Below are 18,729 nucleotides of genomic sequence, written 5' to 3'. Positions count from 1 at the left end.
GCCGATGACACGAACCTGTGAGGCCTTGGAAGGGCATGATTTTCGCGCCCGCGAGCATACGGAGGAGTGCACAGTCGCCTGCATCGTGACATGGCTGAGACTGTCTTTTCAGAAAGTCTCAGCCACTGCCTCCACCGGCCAGTCATTTATCCCGCAGAAGCGACACCACATCCATCCCATCAATCAATAACTCATCTGCCCGGAAAAACAGTCGACTTGGGCTTCTCATAAAACACCGTCTCACCCGGTGTTCGATCCATCACATCAATCAGCTTGAGCCAGGTATCCAGATCATCCGTGCTGATCTTCGTATCGCGCTTGTCTTTCTTCCAGAGGTTATCCAGCAAGTCGAAGAAGCCTTGGTCACTGAGAATAAACTCGGCCGCAGCTTTTTCCTTCTCGTCGCCGCCACTCAGAATCTTCTCGAAGTCCTTTTTGCTGACGATATCGTCCTTGCCGTTCCATTCGTCCCACTTCTCGCGGATGGTTTCGATCTCTTCCTTGTGCGCGTCGTAGTACGCCTTGTTGTAAACGTCCATCGGCAAGCCGTTGGTGTTCTCGCCGACGATGCCGTTTTTATCCTTGTGCGAGCTTTCGTCCAGACGAATCATTGACGAGCCCTGATCCTGCGGGGTTTCCTGGAAGTGTTTCCACTCTTCGGTCTGGTAGTCGAATATGCTTTGATCGTCGGGTGCATCCCGGCCTTCGTATTCGTAGAAGCTGTAGCGCCCGTATTCAAGCTTGTCGCCCCAGTCGTCCTGCGCGAAGCCCAGTTCGGCCTGATCCTTGAACCACTGGCCTTCCTTGTCGGTGGCCTTTTGTTTCTTCTGATGATCGACGAACACGCTGATGATGCCGGTAATGATCCCCAGGCCCGCCGTCACCAGAAATAGCGGCGCGGTTGCACCTGCGATCGCTCCAATAGGGCCGAGCAAACCGGCGATCCCGATCCCGGCGGCGGCTGTGCCCGCCACACCTGAAACAATTTGCAGGCTGCCATTGGCAATTGCCAGATCGCTGCCGGACTTGATGCCATCCTTGATGGCAATCCCGCCCATGACGATGTCGGCGATGCTCATGATGTCCGGTGCTACGCCGAGTACCTTGACCACTGAACCGGCAATGCGCGCAGAGACGCCGGACACCACTTTGTCCGCTCCTTCCGGTGCGGCACTTTGAACGCCTTGTGCAACAGATTGTGGGTCTACCAGGCCCGCCCCCCCTGCATTACCCGCCACGGCCTGGCCGACCGAGTTGCGCATGTTATCGACGATGTCATCAGCCGGGATTGGTTGATTATCGGCTTCGAGCATCACGTTGATCGACTCGCGATCGATCTCGTCGCTGCCAAGCATTTCACTCAGGTTGACCCGATCGTTTTCCGCCGGGACCGGCTGACCGTTGCGCTCCAGCTGGTCCTCAATGCCGGCAGCAAACGCTTCACGGCTTGGCGGGGTGATGTCTTGTGCGACGAAGCGCTGCACGGCATCGTCGTAGAGTTCGTACAACGAGTCGCTGTAGCTGGCGTAACCGGAGCCGGAAGCAGAGTCCGGAACCGGCGTGCTGGCAGCACGCTCCACCTCGACGGCCATATTGTTCAGGCTTTCAGCATCCAGGGCGGGGAGGTCGACTGATGCGCGCTGAGAATTGATGCTCTGCACCACCGCATCCTGATCGATATTCAGCCTCAGATCTTCGGCCAGTTCGTTCAGATTGCCGTACTTCGAATAATCTGCGGGTGGAGTGCCGCCAGATCGTGTCACGATCTCGTCCAGCAGTTCGCGACTGACGTCCTCGGAAAGCGAACCGGCGTCGTTGACCTCATTGATCAGGCCAATCTGATCCATTACGTCGCCGATACTGCTACCTGCTCTGATGCTGTCCAGCTCATAAACGCTGGCCAGCCGGTTCTCCAGACCGTCCGCAACGTCTGGCACGTTATTGGCAGCCTGCGCCGTTTCAATCTTTTTGCCCCACAAACCTTCCTTGCCCCAGATCTCCGGGATGCTCTTGCTCAACCCGAGCAAATCCGCAGTTTTGGTGTGGGTCATCAAATCAAAGATGCCAGTCTTTTCAAACTGCGCACCGGAGCCCAGGAAGGTGATGAAGTCCTTGGCGATAGCCAGGCGTTCCAGTGGATCATCAGCAAGTTGGCCGTTCTTGGCCGTCAGCATATAGATAGCGCCACCGAGAGAGGTAAAGCCCGCAGCGGTGCCGAATACGCCGCTCTGATTAAGCTTGCCGATGGCTTTCTTGAAGCCTTCCTTGTCTTCGGCACCCACGTATTTACCTGCCAGGTTTTCCTCGAGCTGCGCCTGAGTCATTTCGCCTGATTTGACCTTGACCATCTGGTCCGAAAAATCGCTGAGTTTGGTTTTGTCTTGTAGCAACTCGTTGATGAATTTCTCGATCGTCTCCTGAGTACGGCGGGGTATATCCGCCATACCTTTGATTCCCTGCTTAAGTGCAGAGAAAATGTCCTTCAGCGCCAGTTCTTTATATTCATCCGGGATGCCGCCAGGGTCGGCCATCAACTTGTCGACTTCGGCCATGACGCTGTTTTTCTGCAGTTCATTCTGGGCGTCTTTTGCCAATTGCGGATCGAGCAGTTCCAGACTGGAAAGCAGGCGGGCTACATCGGATTGTCCTTCGGACTTTTTACCGGCTTTATCCAGATCAGAGAGGTAGTCGACAAACTCCCTGCTGACCAACTTGTCGTGCAGGTCCTTGGCCAACGCTTCCTTATCGCCACCGCTGACTTTCTCGATGGCCGAGTCCATCTCGGCCTGGTATTCCTTGCCGATCTTGTCCTTCTCGCCATTGCCATTGGCAAACAGCTCCGTCAACGCTTTATCGATGTTATTGCCGTCGAGGATGTCCTGCATATCGGCGCTTGTCAGGGTTTCGCCTTCGCTGTCGAACCTGCGCCAGGACTCGGCGCCGCGGGGTTCTTCGATATAAGGCGTGATGGTGCGTCCACTTTCCATCCCGGCCTTGGCCTGGATCGCCATGACCAGTTTGTAGACGTCGCTGTCTTTGTCGACTTTCTTGTCATCGACCAGCTTCTGATACTTGTCCATCAGGTTTTTGGTGGCCAGCTCGACCACGGTCAGGTCTTCGGAGTCCTTGTCTTTTTCGTCGGACTTCACGCCTGTGGGTTTACTGAGAATATCCAGTTCATCGAGATTGCCCAGGCCGTGTTCGTCACGGATCTTCTGCACGTCGCCCTGAACCCCGGAACTGCTCTTGTCGGCAACCCGGTCATACAGTTCCTTGTTCTGATATTCGGAGACCACGTATTGCTTGCCATCGCGGCTCTCGAACTCGATCACGCCGTTACCCAGTTCGTCCTTGGTGCCGGCTTTGATGATGTCGTGATCCGCGACATAGACATTCTCATCTGCCACTTCGCGCCCGTTGTTATTGACGCGGTTTTCCACGGTAACGCGCGAGAGGCCCATTTGCTGCGCCGCAGTGAACAATTCCGGTGTGAGTGCTTTTGAAACAGTGACCTTCTCGCCATCCTGTTTGACGTAAGTGACCACCTCGGCTGTTTCCAGCTGACCTTGCCATTCGAAATTCTTGATATCGCCCCAAGCAGGTAGCTCGGTGTTTCGATCTGCGATAGGGGTCCCGTCGGCGATGGCTTTTTCGACCTGAGATTTTTGTGTCGGAGACTGGCTCAGGTCATCGAGTTGTTTGAGAAACTGATACAACTTCGGATTGGTCGACGCCGCCACGACAACACCTTGCCCATCACGCTCGTAACGCATGTCACCTTTGTCCGTGACCGAAACAGTGGTGCCCTCAATCGGCGGCCATTGCTCATTGTCGGTCGCGGTGCGGTCTGGCTTTTTCTGCTCATCGCCTTTGGCGGAGACAATGCTGCGCTTAAGCCTCGACTCGAAATCTGCAAGACCTTCGCGGGGGAGCGTGTCGTTTTTGGGCGTGATGTTCATGAGCGCCTCGTCAGTTAAGGCGAGCCTTGAAAGGTAAGGCCGCAAGAAAGCGAAAAAAGGAGTTCTGCGATTCTTACTGCGATCACCTGCAAATCGTTGTGAAAAGTTGTGAAACGTTGTGATAACGCCCAGTGCGATAGTGGCGTTGTCATAGTCCTGCAGGTGAGTCTGAATATTCGTTGGAAGTGCCTGTGTGAGCAGCCACTGATGCTTTTTACCAGCAGCCCACCGCCGAAATACTGCCGGGAACAGCCCTGCATCGCGCCTGGCACCGTTGGTGTGAAAGGTGTTTGGCGTGCAGGCAGAGCTGGAGGATTAGCGCGCCAATCTACTGCTTGATGCAGAGCCGGCCTATATCGAATGGCTGGCGCGGGTTAGTCAGGCATAGCGGTTGATGGATACAAAAAGCCGGAGCGGGCGTCACTGCCTTGCCCGGCTTTTTTACGCCTCGGCTTCAGTTCGTGGTATCCACCCTTATCTTTACGCAAATGCAGGTGTATCGTATTCGCCCCTCGCATTTGCTCGCAGATGCGCTCAGTCGTCGTTTTCGAGGTTGCGCCGTTCATGTCCTTTACCCGTCGTCAAATCCTTACAGGCATCGCCGGTCTGGCCGTAGTCGGCCTTGGCGCCGGTGGGGCTTCGCGTTACTGGATGGGGCGTCGCGAGTCTGAAGCGGGTACGGACTTTGTGCTGATCGCCGCGCCGCTGGATGTGGAACTGGTGCCTGGCCACAAGACGCCTGCCTGGGCCTTTGGCGGTTCTGCGCCGGGCACGGAATTGCGCGTGCGCCAAGGCGAGTGGCTGCGGCTGCGTTTCATCAATCAGTTGCCGGTCGAGACGACCATTCACTGGCATGGCATTCGCTTGCCGCTGGAGATGGACGGCGTGCCTTACGTGTCGCAGTTGCCGGTCAAGCCAGGCGAATACTTCGATTACAAATTCCGTGTGCCGGACGCGGGTAGCTACTGGTATCACCCGCACGTCAGCAGCAGCGAAGAGCTGGGCCGCGGGCTGGTCGGGCCGCTGATTGTCGAAGAGCGCGAGCCGACCGGTTTTGCCCATGAGCGCACGGTCAGCCTGAAAAGCTGGCATGTGGACGAAGTGGGTGCGTTCACCGAGTTCAGTGTGCTGCGTGAAGCGGCACGTGAGGGCACGGCGGGGCGTCTTTCAACGTTGAACGGCATTCCGCAGGCGGTAATTGAGTTGCCTGCCGGGCAGATCACTCGCGTGCGCTTGCTCAATCTCGACAATACCGTGACCTATCGACTCAACCTGCCGGACGCCGAGGCGCAGATCTACGCGCTGGATGGCAACCCGGTGAAACCGCGTCCCTTCGGCGACGAATACTGGCTGGGGCCGGGCATGCGCATTTGTCTGGCGATCAAGGCTCCGCCGGCGGGCGAGGAGATCTCGCTGCGTAACGGTCCGGTGCGCCTGGGTACGTTTCGCTCAGTCGTCAATAACGACGCGCCCGGCCAGTGGCCGCCCGAGCTGCCGGCCAATCCGGTGGCCGAGCCTGATATGAATAACGCCGAGAAGATCAATTTCAACTTCGAGTGGGTGGGCTCGATGTCGGTCAACACCGACAATGGCAAGCCGCCCAGCCTGTGGCAGATCAATGGCGAAGCCTGGGACATTACCGACAAGACCTGCGCTGATCGGCCTATCGCCAGGTTGAAGCTGGGCAAGAGCTATATCTTCGAGCTGAAGAACATGACTCAATATCAGCACCCCATTCACCTGCACGGCATGAGTTTCAAGGTGATCGCCTCCAACCGGCGCAAGATCATCCCGTACTTTACCGACACCTTCTTGCTGGGTCGTAACGAGCGGGCGCGGGTTGCATTGGTTGCCGATAACCCCGGTGTATGGATGTTCCATTGCCACGTGATCGATCACATGGAAACCGGCCTGATGGCCGCCATCGAGGTGGCATGATGCGGCAACCGCAGATCATCGACCGCAGCAAGGATCAGCACTTCATGCGCGAGGCGCTGGCGCTCGCCGCGCAAGGCGCGCTGTTGGGTGAGGTGCCCGTCGGGGCAGTGGTGGTGCAGAACGGCGAGATCATTGGTCGTGGTTACAACTGCCCGATCAGCGGCAGCGACCCCAGCGCGCATGCCGAAATGGTCGCGATTCGTGACGCCGCCAAGGCGCTGGACAATTATCGCCTGCCGGGCAGCACGCTTTACGTAACGCTGGAGCCGTGCAGCATGTGCGCGGGGCTGATCGTGCACTCACGGGTGGCGCGTGTGGTCTACGGTGCGCTCGAGCCCAAGGCGGGCATCGTACAGAGCCAGGGGCAGTTTTTCAGTCAGGCATTTCTCAATCACCGCGTGCTGTTCGAAGGCGGCGTGCTGGGCGAGGAGTGCGGGATGATGTTGAGCGAGTTTTTCAGAATGCGACGGGCAGCCAAGGACGCTGGCAAAGGCCAAGGCAACGTTTAGAGCGCAGATTCGTCCGTGCCGCTGCTGGACGAGGGGACGGGAGAAGCTGGCGGGACGGGCGGTTGAGTCTTGTCGACACCAGGAACATGCAGATTGCCATCGGCGACCTGACTCCCTTCAAGCTGGGGCTGCGTCACCCAGGTCAGAATGTCGTAATAACGGCGAATGTTGGCCACGAAATGCACCGGCTCACCGCCCCGGGCATAGCCGTAACGCGTTTTGCTGTACCACTTCTTCTGTGCCAGACGCGGCAGCATTTTTTTCACGTCGAGCCATTTGTCAGGATTCAGCCCCTCGTTCTGGGCCAATTTGCGCGCATCTTCGAGGTGGCCGCTGCCAATGTTGTAGGAAGCGAGAGCGAGCCACGTACGATCCGGCTCTTTAATCGAGTCGTCCATCTGATCCTTGATGTAGGCAAAATACTTTGCCCCGCCCTGAATGCTTTGGCGCGCGTCCAGCCTGTTGGATACGCCCATGGCTTGCGCGGTGTTCTGGGTGAGCATCATCAGGCCGCGCACGCCGGTTTTCGAGGTCACGGTCGGCTGCCACATCGATTCCTGATAGCCGATGGCGGCCAGCAGTCTCCAGTCGACCTGTTCTTTCTTGGCCGATGTCTGGAAGTGCTTCTCGTATTTGGGCAGGCGTTCCTGAAGGTGCTGGGCAAAGGTATAGGCACCCACATAGCCGAGTACGTCGACGTGGCCGTAGTAACGGTCCTTCAGGCGTTGCAGCGTGCCGTTCTTTTCGACCTTGTCGAGGTAGGCGTTGATTTCGTTGAGCAGGCTGTTGTCTTCACCCGGCGCGACGGCCCAGCGCTGTGCACGGGCTTCGCCCAGGTCGAAGGCGACGCGCACGTTGGGGAAGTAGACCTGGTTCATTGCCAGCTCATTGGAGTCGACCAGGGTCAGGTCGATCTGGCCTTCGTCGACCATGCGCAGGAGATCAACGACCTCGACCGCGTCAGATTCTTCATATTCAATGCGGGGATTCTGCGCTTTGAGCGCCGCCAGTTGCTCGGCATGCGCGCTGCCTTTGAGCACCACGATGCGCTTGCCCACCAGATCGCCGGGATCGGTCGGCCGCGACTGGCCGTTGCGATAGACCACCTGAGGGGTGACTTCCAGATAGGAATGCGAGAAACGCGCCTGCAATTTGCGCTTTGGCGTCTCGATCAGGCCGGCGGCACCGAGTACCGGACCGCCCGGTTTGTTCATCTGGTCGAAAAGATCGTCCAGATTGTCAGCCGTTTCTATCTTCAATTCGACGCCCAGGTCCTCGGCAAAGCGCTTGACCAGCTCGTATTCGAAGCCGGTTTCACCGTTGCGATCCTGGAAATAAGTCGCCGGGCTGTTGCGGGTGATCACCCGCAGTACGCCGTCCTCCTTGACTCGCTCCAGTGTGGTGGGTTTTTCCACACAGGCGCCGAGCATCAGGAAGAGTCCGGTTGCGATGAGCCATTTGGCGCAACGTGGGCGGAAATCTGGTTTGAAGAACATCGGTGCAGTATACGCAAAGCGCACCGGGCGCCATATCTCGACAGTGAAGCTTGCGTCTGATAGGCGAGTGGCTTTTACCGGCATTTCCGGAGTTTTTTTGCGTGGGGCGACATTCGGGCGCAGCGGATGACGCCGTTTTGGGTGATCAAATGCCCGGTTTAGGCTAGAATATGCGGCCTCAAAGCACACCCCCTTCTCGAGGCTGTCCCGAAGATGTTGATCCTGCGCGGTGCTCCTGCCCTTTCTGCTTTCCGCCACAGCAAATTACTAGAACAACTGAAACAAAAAGTTTCAGCTGTCAGTGGCTTGTACGCCGAATTCGCCCACTTCGCTGACGTCAACGACGTTCTGACCAGCGAAGAACAGCAGGTTCTCGACCGTCTCCTGAAATACGGCCCCAGCGTGCCGGTTCAAGAGCCGAGCGGCCGTCTGTTTCTGGTGTTGCCGCGTTTTGGCACCATTTCACCCTGGTCGAGCAAGGCCAGCGACATCGCTCGCAATTGCGGCCTGAGCAAAATCCAGCGCCTCGAGCGCGGGATTGCCTTCTATGTAGAAGGCCAGTTCAGCGAGACCGAGGCCCAGGCAATAGCCGACAGCCTGCACGACCGCATGACGCAACTGGTATTGGGCGACCTCCAGCAGGCTGCCAACCTGTTCAGCCACGCTCAGCCCAAGCCGCTGACCGCCGTGGACATTCTGGGTGGTGGCCGCGCGGCGCTGGAAAAAGCCAACGTCGAGCTGGGCCTGGCCCTCGCCGAAGATGAAATCGATTACCTGATCACCAGCTTTAACGGTCTGGGGCGCAACCCGCACGACATCGAGCTGATGATGTTTGCCCAGGCGAACTCCGAGCACTGCCGCCACAAGATCTTCAACGCAAGTTGGGACATCGACGGCCAGAGCCAGGAAAAAAGCCTGTTCGGCATGATCAAGAACACCTACCAGATGCACAGCGAAGGCGTCCTGTCCGCTTACAAGGACAACGCTTCGGTGATCGTCGGCAACGTCGCCGGTCGCTTCTTCCCGGACCCTGAAACCCGTCAGTACGGCGCGGTTCAGGAGCCGGTGCACATTCTGATGAAGGTCGAGACGCACAACCACCCGACCGCCATTGCGCCGTTTCCTGGTGCAGCGACCGGCTCCGGCGGCGAGATTCGCGACGAAGGTGCAACCGGTCGCGGTGCCAAGCCCAAGGCCGGGCTGACCGGTTTCACCGTCTCCAACCTGCAGATCCCCGGTTTCGTGCAGCCTTGGGAAGTGCCGTACGGCAAGCCCGAGCGCATCGTGACTGCGCTGGACATCATGATTGAAGGCCCGCTGGGTGGCGCGGCGTTCAACAACGAGTTCGGTCGCCCGGCGCTGACCGGCTATTTCCGTACCTTCGAGCAATCCATCACCACACCGCACGGTGACGAGGTGCGTGGTTACCACAAACCGATCATGCTCGCGGGGGGTATGGGCAACATCCGCGAAGATCACGTCCAGAAGGGCGAGATCACTGTAGGTTCCAAGCTGATCGTACTGGGTGGCCCGGCGATGCTGATCGGCCTGGGCGGCGGCGCGGCTTCCTCGATGGCGACCGGCACCAGCTCTGCAGACCTGGATTTCGCTTCGGTTCAGCGTGAAAACCCCGAGATGGAGCGTCGTTGCCAGGAAGTCATCGACCGCTGCTGGCAGTTGGGCGATCGTAACCCGATCAGCTTCATCCACGACGTCGGCGCCGGTGGTCTGTCCAACGCCTTCCCTGAACTGGTCAACGATGGCGATCGCGGTGGACGTTTCGAACTGCGTAACGTACCCAATGACGAGCCGGGCATGGCCCCGCTGGAAATCTGGAGTAACGAATCCCAGGAACGTTACGTGCTGGCCGTGGGCGTCGAGGATTTCGAGCGCTTCAAGGCTATCTGCGAGCGCGAGCGCTGCCCGTTTGCGGTTGTCGGCGAAGCCACAGCAGAGCCGCAACTGACCGTCACCGACAGCCATTTCGGTAACAGTCCGGTAGACATGCCGCTGGAAGTCCTGCTGGGCAAGGCGCCGCGCATGCACCGTTCGGTCGCACGCGAAGAAGAGATCGGCGATGATTTCGACCCGAGCACACTGGACATCGAAGAAAGTGTCCAGCGCGTATTACGCCACCCTGCAGTTGCCAGCAAAAGCTTCCTGATCACCATCGGTGACCGCAGCATTACCGGCCTGGTCGCTCGCGATCAGATGGTCGGTCCATGGCAGGTGCCTGTGGCTGACTGCGCCGTGACCGCCACCAGCTTCGACGTCAACACCGGCGAAGCCATGGCGATGGGCGAGCGGACTCCGCTGGCGTTGCTGGATGCTCCGGCGTCGGGCCGTATGGCGATCGGCGAAACGCTGACCAACATCGCGGCCTCGCGTATTGAAAAGCTTTCTGACATCAAACTGTCGGCCAACTGGATGTCGGCGGCTGGTCACCCTGGAGAAGACGCGCGTCTTTATGACACCGTGAAAGCGGTCGGCATGGAGCTGTGTCCGGAACTGGGGATCACCATTCCAGTGGGCAAGGACTCGATGTCCATGAAGACCCGCTGGAGCGACGAGGGCACCGAAAAGAGCGTGACCTCGCCGCTGTCATTGATCGTGACGGGCTTTGCGCCAGTGGTCGACATCCGTCAGACCCTGACGCCCGAGCTGCGCATGGACAAGGGCATCACCGACCTGATTCTGATCGATCTGGGGCGTGGCCAGAACCGCATGGGCGCCTCGATTCTTGCGCAGACTCACGGCAAGCTCGGCCGCGTCGCTCCGGACGTCGACGATGCTGAAGACCTCAAGGCCTTCTTCGCCGTGATTCAGGGCCTCAATTCCGACGGTCATATCCTGTCCTATCACGACCGTTCCGACGGTGGTTTGCTGGTCAGCACGCTGGAAATGGCTTTCGCCGGTCACTGCGGTCTGAACCTGCACCTCGACGGTGTGGCCGACAACGTCTCCGAACTGAGCGCGATCCTCTTCAACGAAGAGCTGGGCGCGGTCATTCAGGTACGTCAGGACGCTACTCCACTGGTGCTGGCGCAATTCAGCGCGGCCGGTCTGGAAGACTGCGTGGCGGTGATCGGTCAGCCGATCAACAACGATGAAGTGTCGATCAGCTTCCATGGCGAGCCGGTATTCACTGGCCAGCGCCGTCTGTTGCAACGTCAGTGGGCCGAGACCAGCTATCAGATCCAGCGCCTGCGTGACAACGCCGAATGCGCGGATCAGGAATTCGATGCGCTGCTGGAAGAAGACAACCCGGGCCTGACCGTCAAGCTGGGCTTCGACGTCAACGAAGATATAGCCGCGCCGTACATCAAGACGGGTGTTCGTCCTCAGGTTGCCGTTTTGCGCGAGCAGGGTGTCAACGGTCAGGTCGAGATGGCGGCAGCCTTTGATCGTGCCGGCTTCAACGCAATCGACGTGCACATGAGCGATATCCTGGCCGGTCGTGTCGACCTGAACGACTTCAAGGGTATGGTCGCCTGCGGTGGCTTCTCTTACGGTGACGTACTGGGCGCCGGCGAAGGCTGGGCCAAGTCGGCATTGTTCAACAGCCGTGCGCGTGATGCGTTCCAGGGCTTCTTCGAGCGTTCCGACAGCTTCACGCTTGGCGTGTGCAACGGTTGCCAGATGCTGTCCAACCTGCACGAGCTGATTCCGGGCAGCGAGTTCTGGCCGCATTTCGTGCGTAACCGCTCCGAGCAGTTCGAAGCGCGCGTGGCCATGGTTCAGGTTCAGGAGTCGGCGTCGATTTTCCTGCAGGGCATGGCCGGTTCGCGCATGCCAATCGCTATCGCGCATGGCGAAGGGCACGCGGAGTTCCGCAATGACGACGCACTGCTCGAGGCGGACGTGTCCGGCACCGTGGCACTGCGCTTTGTCGATAACCACGGCAAGGTCACTGAAACCTACCCGGCCAACCCGAATGGCTCGCCACGCGGTATCGGCGGCATGACCACCCTCGACGGTCGTGTGACCATCATGATGCCGCACCCGGAGCGTGTATTCCGTGCCGTGCAGAACTCGTGGCGTCCCGAGGACTGGAACGAGGACGGTGCCTGGATGCGCATGTTCCGCAACGCGCGGGCCTGGGTTAACTAAGGCGCGTGTACAAGCTCGCCTTCTTTGTTCCATCGAGCCATGTGGACGAGGTCAAGAACGCCGTATTCGCTGCTGGTGCAGGGCGAATCGGCGCTTACGATCACTGCTCGTGGCAAGTGCTCGGCCAGGGTCAGTTCCGCCCGCTGGATGGCAGTCAGCCATTTATCGGGCAGAGCGGTGTGGTCGAGTCGGTGGAAGAGTGGAAGGTCGAGCTTGTCGTCGCTGACGAGCTGATTCAGCACGTGGTGGTGGCGCTCAAGCAGAGCCATCCTTACGAAACGCCTGCTTACGAAGTATGGCGGCTGGCAGAGTTCTGAAGTCGGACGCAGAGCGTCCGGAAATGCGTCACCACGCTGGAGCGTGGGGACGATAAACATCGTTCAGAGTATCTCGTGGGAGCGAGCTTGCTCGCGAATGCGCAACGCCGCACATTCAAGGTCGAATTTCGATCATCGTCCCGTCTTTCACCAGATCCCATATTTCCCGCATGTCGTTGTTCTTCAGCGCAATGCAGCCGTTGGTCCAGTCCAGCGTGTGGAAATACCATTCCGGATACTCTTCATCCACCGGTGTGCCATGAAGCATGATCATGCTGCCCGGTTTCACGCCCTCGGAGCGTGCGCGTGCCGAGTCCGAGACATTCGGGTAGGAAATGTGCATCGACAGGTTGTAGTTATTGCTGGGTTTACGCCAGTCGATCCAGTAGAAACCTTCCGGCGTGCGTTGGTCGCCTTCCTGCAGCTTGGTGCCCTTGGGGTTCTTGCCCAGCGAGATTCGGTAGGTCTTCAAGGCCTCGCCACCGCTGATCAGCTGCAATTGGCGCGCTGACTTGAGCACCAGCACCTTATCGATCGGCTTGCTGGCGATACTCTCGGTATTGATGACCTTGTTATTGATGATTTTCTGTTCGCTGCCCTTGGGCACGATGGTCTGAGTAAATGCGGCCTGCGAAAGCGGCATGAACGACATGCAAAAGAGTGCGAGCAACCAGCGCATTACGATTTCCCTGAAGATACTTCTTTAACAAAAGCGCCGATGTTGTGTGCGACCCTGGCGTTCAGGTGTCCAGCAACGGACGTGACGGGGGAAGGGCGCTGGTATGAACCGGGTAGGCCTGCCGAAGCCGATCCGCAAAGAAGTATTCTAGGGTACGCCCGACTGTCATGAAAGCCAGGTCCGACCATGGAATGTCTGCTTCGTCGAATAACTGCACTTCCAGGCTCTCGGTGCCTGCGGCGAATGCCTCATTCGCCATCTCCCCACGATAGAACACATGCACCTGATTGATATGCGGCACGTCGATCAAGGTGTACAGATGCAGTTCGCTCAGGGTGGCGCAGGCTTCCTCCATGGTTTCGCGTCGTGCAGCCTGCTCGATGGTTTCGCCGTTTTCCATGAAACCGGCCGGCAGCGTCCAGAAACCCAGGCGCGGCTCGATGGCCCTTCGGCACAGCAGCACTTTGCCGCCCAGCGTCACCAGGCAGCCCGCAACGATGTTCGGGTTCTGGTAATGAACGGTGTGGCAATGCTCGCAGACATAGCGCAAACGGCTGTCGCCTTCGGGAATGCGCTGGATAACAGGGTTGCCGCACTGGCTGCAAAATTTCATGGGATCAGTCGATAGTGAACGCAGTCGCTATCTTGGCCTGTCGTGCAGCGGCTCGGCAACCCTCTGTGTGACAGGAGTTGTCCTACAAGGGCTTGGGCGCAGCGTTGCTTTGGTGCATGATGCCAGACAGGCAACAGATCGAGATTTCCCATGCTGGATGAGCTACTTCGCCGTGTAGTCAGGCACACGCCAGAAACCCTCGACTCGGATCGACAATTCCCCGAGGCGGCTGTTCTGGTGCCGATTACCCGCAGCGAGCAACCCGAGCTGATTCTGACCCTGCGCGCCAGTGGCCTGTCGACGCATGGCGGTGAGGTGGCATTTCCGGGTGGCCGGCGCGACCCCGGCGACCCCGATCTGATTTTTACTGCGTTGCGCGAAGCCGAGGAGGAAATCGGCCTGCCTCCCGGGCTGGTCGAGGTGATCGGGCCGTTAAGCCCGCTGATCTCCAAGCACGGTATCAAGGTCACGCCTTATGTAGGGGTGATACCTGACTTCGTCGAATACCAGCCCAATGACGGCGAGATTGCTGCAGTGTTCAGCGTGCCGCTGGAATTCTTTCGTCAGGACACGCGTGAGCACACTCACCGCATTGATTACGAAGGCCGCAGCTGGTACGTGCCCAGTTACCGTTATGGCGAGTACAAGATCTGGGGGCTTACCGCGATCATGATCGTCGAGCTGGTCAACGTGCTGTACGACACCAGAATCAGCCTGCATCATCCGCCTGAACGGTCGACGATCTGAGTCGCTGGCACCTGAAGCGTCACTGTTTATAGTTCGTCCCCATGAGTACGACCCGCCCGAGGAGGCTGCATGAAATTTCGCCTGGGAGAATCCCGTGTCCAGACCGATCCGCAGAGCTGGGTGGCTCCCAATGCAACGCTGATCGGCAATGTCAGGCTCGAGGCGGGGGCAAGTGTGTGGTTCAACGCGGTATTGCGGGGCGACAACGAGCTGATTCACATCGGTGAAAACAGTAATGTGCAGGACGGTACGGTGATGCACACCGATATGGGGTCGCCGCTGAGTATCGGCAAGGGCGTGACCATCGGCCACAACGCCATGCTGCATGGCTGCAGCGTTGACGATTACAGCCTGATCGGCATCAATGCGGTCATCCTCAACGGCGCGAAGATCGGCAAATACTGCATCATCGGCGCCAATTCGCTGATCGGAGAAAACAAGGTCATTCCTGATGGCTCGCTGGTCATGGGGTCACCGGGTAAAGTGGTGCGCGAACTCACCGATGTGCAGAAGAAGATGCTGGAAGCCAGCGCAGCCCATTACGTACACAATGCCCAGCGTTACGCCCGTGACCTGGCGGTGCAGGAAGATTGATGAGTACTGATACCCCGATCGAAAAACCGGTCCGTTCCCCGTGTGTGAGTATTTGTGCACTGGATGAGCAGGATATATGCACCGGTTGCCAGCGAACCGTCACCGAGATCACCCGCTGGAGCCGCATGAGCAACGACGAGCGCCGCGTGGTGCTCGGCCTGTGCGACGAGCGCGCTCGAGCCAGCGGCCTGATGTGGACAGTGGGCGAAGCACGCTGATGTTCCGATGGCCTTGTAGCAGCGAACAAGTTCGCTCCTGCAGGTTATCCGCGAGCTTTTGTAGGAGCGAACTTGTTCGCGAAGAGGGCGGTGCAGTCGATGCATTTCCTGCGTCAGGAATAGCGCTTTCGCGAACAAGTTCGCTCCTACAGGTTATCCGCGAGCTTTTGTAGGAGCGAACTTGTTAACGAAGAGGGCGGTGCAGTCGATGCATTTCCTGCGTCAGAAATAATGCTTTCGTTTTCGCTTGGGCGCGGCTCTTGTCCGCGTTTGCTATCATTGCCGCTCGCTTGCACAGGCCCAAACCCTCCATGCTTTTCCTGATCGCCTACATCAGCAGTGTCGTGCTGATCAACTTCGCCTTTTCCAGTGCGCCGCATCTGGACATGATCTGGTCTGCCTGGGGCGGGTTGGTGTTCGTGTTGCGGGACATGGTGCAGATTCGCTTTGGCCACGGCGCGATCATTGCCATGCTGGTGGCGCTGGTCCTGTCCTATGTCACCAGCGACCCCACCATCGCCCTGGCCAGCGCCACGGCGTTTGCGGTTTCCGAATGCATTGACTGGCTGGTGTTCAGCATTACCAGGCGCCCGTTACGTGACCGGTTGTGGATCAGCTCGGCACTCAGCATTCCGCTGGATACCTTTATCTTCTTCGGCATGATCGACGCCCTGACGGCACCGGTCGTGCTCACCGCGCTGGCATCGAAGTTCGCCGGCGTTACCATTGTCTGGATGATCATGGCCTGGCGGGCGCGCAACAGTGCGTGTCCAGGCTGAGCGCCCATTTGCCGGGGCTTCGTGGTAAATTGCGCGCCTTTCTCCACAGCGGTTGCTTGCATACGGCGGGCAGCCCTCGACATCTGCTTCACGAGGACCTGAGATGACTCAAATCGGAACTCCACTGTCGCCCACTGCGACGCGCGTACTGTTCTGCGGCAGCGGCGAACTGGGCAAGGAAGTCGTGATCGAGCTGCAGCGCCTTGGCGTTGAAGTGATCGCTGTTGACCGTTACGAGAACGCGCCGGCCATGCAGGTCGCGCATCGCAGCCATGTTATCAACATGCTCGACGGTGCGGCACTGCGCGCAGTCATCGAGGCCGAAAAGCCGCATTTCATCGTTCCGGAAATCGAAGCCATCGCCACCGCGACGCTGGTCGAGCTTGAGGCCGAAGGCTTCACCGTGATCCCGACTGCACGCGCCGCGCAACTGACCATGAACCGCGAAGGCATTCGTCGTCTGGCAGCCGAAGAGCTGAAGCTGCCGACCTCGCATTACCACTTTGCCGACACTTTCGAGGCGTACAGCAAGGCGGTCGAAGACCTCGGTTTCCCTTGCGTGGTCAAGCCGGTCATGAGTTCTTCGGGCAAAGGGCAGAGCCTGCTCAAGAGCACCGATGACGTACAGAAAGCCTGGGATTACGCGCAAGAGGGCGGTCGTGCTGGCAAGGGGCGCGTCATCGTTGAAGGGTTCATCGACTTCGATTACGAAATTACCCTGCTGACCGTGCGTCACATCGGTGGCACCACGTTCTGCGCGCCGGTTGGGCATCGTCAGGAAAAGGGCGACTATCAGGAATCCTGGCAGCCGCAGGCCATGAGCCCGGTTGCGCTGGCAGAGTCCGAGCGTGTTGCCAAGGCGGTGACCGAGGCATTGGGTGGGCGCGGGATGTTTGGCGTCGAACTTTTCATCAAGGGTGATCAGGTGTGGTTCAGCGAAGTCTCGCCGCGCCCGCACGACACCGGTCTGGTGACGCTGATTTCTCAGGACCTGTCGCAGTTTGCCCTGCACGCGCGGGCGATTCTTGGCCTGCCCATTCCGTTGATCCGTCAGTTCGGCCCTTCGGCTTCGGCAGTGATTCTGGTCGAAGGCCAGTCCACGCAAACCGCTTTCGCCAACCTCGGCGCTGCACTGGCCGAGCCTGATACTGCATTGCGTCTGTTCGGCAAGCCGGAAGTCAACGGTCAGCGGCGCATGGGCGTTGCCCTGGCGCGTGACGAGTCCATCGAAGCCGCTCGTGCCAAGGCGACCCGGGCATCCAGTGCGGTAGTCGTCGAGTTGTAGGTTGGTAGCTGCAAGCCTCAAGCTACAAGAAAGAGCACCACGCTTTTTCTTGAGGCTTGCAGCTTGCAGCTTGCAGCTCAAAGCTCCCTATCTCTCGTCTCCTTCAGGCTCAACACCGCCAGCACGCTGATCAGCGCTGCTGCAGACACATACCCGCCCACCCAGCTCAGGCCGCCCATCGCCACCAGTTTCTGGGCGAAGAAGGGGGCGACCGACGCTCCGACGATTCCTCCCAGGTTGTAGGCCGCCGATGCCCCGGTGTAGCGAACCTGTGTCGGGAACAGCTCCGGTAGCAGCGCGCCCATCGGCGCGAACGTGATGCCCATCAGAAACAGTTCGATGCACAGAAACAGCGCCACAGCCCAGGTGCTGCCGTGGGTCAACAGCGGCTCCATGGTGAAACCTGACAGGATCGCCAGCACGCCACCCGCAATCAACACCGGCTTGCGCCCGAAGCGATCGCTCGCCAATGCGGCCAGTGGTGTGGCCGCCGCCATGAAAAGCACGGCAAAGCACAGCAGCCCCAGGAATGTCTCACGGGTATAGCCCAGAGTGGCCACGCCGTAGCTCAACGAAAACACCGTCGAGATATAAAACAGCGCGTAGCAGACCACCATCGACGCTGCACCGAGCAGCATGGGTTTCCAGTGCTGGCTGAAGGTTTCCACGATTGGCAGGCTGACCCGTTGGTGGCGAGCCATGGCCTTGGCGAAGACGGGCGTCTCTTCCAGCTTCAGTCGCACGTACAGCCCGACCATGACCAGTACGGCACTGAGCAGAAATGGAATCCGCCAGCCCCATGAGCGGAACTGCTCGTCATCCAGGGTCATGGCCAGCGCCAGAAACAGGCCGTTGGCGGCGAGAAAGCCGATCGAAGGGCCCAGTTGCGGAAACATGCCGAACCAGGCGCGCTTGCCTTTCGGGGCATTCTCGGTCGCCAGCAGCGCCGCGCCACCCCATTCGCCACCCAGGCCAAGCCCCTGACCGAAGCGCAGCACACATAGCAGAATCGGCGCCCATGCCCCGATCGTCGCGTAACCAGGCAATACGCCGATCAGTGTGGTGCAGATCCCCATCAACAGCAGCGAGGCCACCAGCGTCGACTTGCGCCCGATCCGGTCGCCGAAGTGACCGAACAGCGCCGACCCCAGAGGGCGAGCGAGAAAGGCGATGCCGAAGGTCAGAAATGACGACAGCATCTGGGCGGTGCCCGAGGTCTGCGGGAAAAATACCGGGCCGATCACCAGAGCGGCGGCGGTGGCATAAACGTAAAAGTCGTAGAACTCGATGGCTGTGCCGATGAAGCTGGCCGTAGCGACGCGGGTCGTTGAATTCACCGGCTTTGCGGGCGCGTCGTGATCTTCGCGAGAGAGCGGGGTGCTGGTCATGCGGATTCCCTGACAGTCGACTTGCCGGTCGGCAACGACCGTATTCCGGCAAGCATGCATTTATTGTGATTGTGGGTGCAGCGTCGAGCAGAGTAAC

Annotated in this window: 13 protein-coding genes and 1 pseudogene; 9 read left to right on the top strand and 5 right to left on the bottom strand. The window is 59.1% G+C overall.

Features of this window, described 5'->3' with window-relative positions:
• Positions 1–191: 191 nt before the first annotated feature.
• Entirely contained in the window at positions 192–3,959 is a 3,768-nt protein-coding gene (locus LIX91_RS04345) for a hypothetical protein (protein ID WP_226488021.1), read from the bottom strand.
• A 564-nt stretch (positions 3,960–4,523) separates the two neighbouring features.
• Here LIX91_RS04345 and LIX91_RS04340 point away from each other — a divergent pair.
• Together LIX91_RS04340 and tadA are read left to right on the top strand one after the other, a co-directional pair.
• Positions 4,524–5,897 (top strand): multicopper oxidase family protein, encoded by a 1,374-nt coding sequence (locus LIX91_RS04340; protein WP_226488020.1) that lies wholly within the window; start codon positions 4,524–4,526, stop codon positions 5,895–5,897.
• On the top strand, positions 5,897–6,406 hold the full coding sequence (tadA, locus tag LIX91_RS04335; RefSeq protein WP_226488061.1) for a tRNA adenosine(34) deaminase TadA: 510 nt from the start codon (positions 5,897–5,899) through the stop codon (positions 6,404–6,406). Before LIX91_RS04340 ends, tadA begins: the two co-directional genes overlap by 1 nt.
• Here tadA and mltF read toward each other — a convergent pair.
• The gene (gene mltF / locus LIX91_RS04330; RefSeq protein ID WP_226488019.1) at positions 6,403–7,902 is read right to left on the bottom strand and encodes a membrane-bound lytic murein transglycosylase MltF; all 1,500 of its coding nucleotides are present in this window, start codon (positions 7,900–7,902) and stop codon (positions 6,403–6,405) included. The two genes, tadA and mltF, sit on opposite strands and share 4 nt — an antisense overlap.
• A gap of 213 nt (positions 7,903–8,115) precedes the next feature.
• On the opposite strand from mltF, the gene purL reads away from it, so the two are divergent.
• Both purL and LIX91_RS04320 read left to right on the top strand, forming a co-directional pair.
• Positions 8,116–12,012: a phosphoribosylformylglycinamidine synthase gene (gene purL, locus LIX91_RS04325; protein ID WP_226488018.1), complete on the top strand. Its 3,897-nt coding sequence runs from the start codon at positions 8,116–8,118 to the stop codon at positions 12,010–12,012.
• 5 nt (positions 12,013–12,017) lie between these two features.
• A complete protein-coding gene (locus LIX91_RS04320) occupies positions 12,018–12,329 on the top strand; it encodes a YqfO family protein (RefSeq protein WP_032702676.1) in 312 nt (103 codons plus the stop codon).
• Positions 12,330–12,444: 115 nt separating this feature from the next.
• On the opposite strand, the pseudogene LIX91_RS04315 reads toward LIX91_RS04320, so the two are convergent.
• Together LIX91_RS04315 and LIX91_RS04310 are read right to left on the bottom strand one after the other, a co-directional pair.
• Positions 12,445–12,867: pseudogene (locus tag LIX91_RS04315) on the bottom strand (L,D-transpeptidase family protein); the annotation flags it as partial.
• A 202-nt stretch (positions 12,868–13,069) separates the two neighbouring features.
• Entirely contained in the window at positions 13,070–13,621 is a 552-nt protein-coding gene (locus LIX91_RS04310; protein ID WP_003409158.1) for an NUDIX hydrolase, read from the bottom strand.
• A gap of 150 nt (positions 13,622–13,771) precedes the next feature.
• Here LIX91_RS04310 and LIX91_RS04305 point away from each other — a divergent pair, with 150 nt between their 5' ends.
• The 5 genes from LIX91_RS04305 (at position 13,772) to purT (ending at position 17,244) form a co-directional block, all read left to right on the top strand.
• Positions 13,772–14,368, top strand: coding sequence for a CoA pyrophosphatase (locus LIX91_RS04305; protein ID WP_003339685.1), 597 nt, complete (start codon positions 13,772–13,774; stop codon positions 14,366–14,368).
• A gap of 69 nt (positions 14,369–14,437) precedes the next feature.
• A complete protein-coding gene (locus tag LIX91_RS04300; protein ID WP_003339683.1) occupies positions 14,438–14,962 on the top strand; it encodes a gamma carbonic anhydrase family protein in 525 nt (174 codons plus the stop codon).
• Complete coding sequence (locus tag LIX91_RS04295; protein WP_003415455.1) at positions 14,962–15,180, top strand: DUF1289 domain-containing protein; 219 nt, start codon at positions 14,962–14,964, stop codon at positions 15,178–15,180. Before LIX91_RS04300 ends, LIX91_RS04295 begins: the two co-directional genes overlap by 1 nt.
• Before the next feature lie 311 nt (positions 15,181–15,491).
• The gene (locus tag LIX91_RS04290; protein WP_003391204.1) at positions 15,492–15,959 is read left to right on the top strand and encodes a preQ0 transporter; all 468 of its coding nucleotides are present in this window, start codon (positions 15,492–15,494) and stop codon (positions 15,957–15,959) included.
• A gap of 103 nt (positions 15,960–16,062) precedes the next feature.
• Positions 16,063–17,244, top strand: coding sequence for a formate-dependent phosphoribosylglycinamide formyltransferase (purT, locus tag LIX91_RS04285; protein ID WP_226488017.1), 1,182 nt, complete (start codon positions 16,063–16,065; stop codon positions 17,242–17,244).
• Positions 17,245–17,321: 77 nt separating this feature from the next.
• On the opposite strand, the gene LIX91_RS04280 is transcribed toward purT, so the two are convergent.
• A complete protein-coding gene (locus LIX91_RS04280; protein WP_003415460.1) occupies positions 17,322–18,632 on the bottom strand; it encodes an MFS transporter in 1,311 nt (436 codons plus the stop codon).
• Between the last annotated feature and the right edge of the window lie 97 nt (positions 18,633–18,729).

This window comes from Pseudomonas sp. B20 (assembly GCF_020515755.1).
GTDB lineage: Bacteria > Pseudomonadota > Gammaproteobacteria > Pseudomonadales > Pseudomonadaceae > Aquipseudomonas > Aquipseudomonas syringae.
The sequence above is the reverse complement of the archived record's forward strand: the minus strand, read 5'-3'. Positions and strand labels throughout refer to the sequence as shown.

What these genes read in the sequence shown, in the direction of transcription:
- LIX91_RS04345 (WP_226488021.1), bottom strand. Translation starts at nt 3,959, where the DNA reads ATGAACATCACGCCCAAAAACGACACGCTCCCCCGCGAAGGTCTTGCA.
- LIX91_RS04340 (WP_226488020.1), top strand. Translation starts at nt 4,524, where the DNA reads ATGTCCTTTACCCGTCGTCAAATCCTTACAGGCATCGCCGGTCTGGCC.
- tadA (WP_226488061.1), top strand. Translation starts at nt 5,897, where the DNA reads ATGCGGCAACCGCAGATCATCGACCGCAGCAAGGATCAGCACTTCATG.
- mltF (WP_226488019.1), bottom strand. Translation starts at nt 7,902, where the DNA reads ATGTTCTTCAAACCAGATTTCCGCCCACGTTGCGCCAAATGGCTCATC.
- purL (WP_226488018.1), top strand. Translation starts at nt 8,116, where the DNA reads ATGTTGATCCTGCGCGGTGCTCCTGCCCTTTCTGCTTTCCGCCACAGC.
- LIX91_RS04310 (WP_003409158.1), bottom strand. Translation starts at nt 13,621, where the DNA reads ATGAAATTTTGCAGCCAGTGCGGCAACCCTGTTATCCAGCGCATTCCC.
- LIX91_RS04305 (WP_003339685.1), top strand. Translation starts at nt 13,772, where the DNA reads ATGCTGGATGAGCTACTTCGCCGTGTAGTCAGGCACACGCCAGAAACC.
- LIX91_RS04300 (WP_003339683.1), top strand. Translation starts at nt 14,438, where the DNA reads ATGAAATTTCGCCTGGGAGAATCCCGTGTCCAGACCGATCCGCAGAGC.
- LIX91_RS04295 (WP_003415455.1), top strand. Translation starts at nt 14,962, where the DNA reads ATGAGTACTGATACCCCGATCGAAAAACCGGTCCGTTCCCCGTGTGTG.
- LIX91_RS04290 (WP_003391204.1), top strand. Translation starts at nt 15,492, where the DNA reads ATGCTTTTCCTGATCGCCTACATCAGCAGTGTCGTGCTGATCAACTTC.
- purT (WP_226488017.1), top strand. Translation starts at nt 16,063, where the DNA reads ATGACTCAAATCGGAACTCCACTGTCGCCCACTGCGACGCGCGTACTG.
- LIX91_RS04280 (WP_003415460.1), bottom strand. Translation starts at nt 18,632, where the DNA reads ATGACCAGCACCCCGCTCTCTCGCGAAGATCACGACGCGCCCGCAAAG.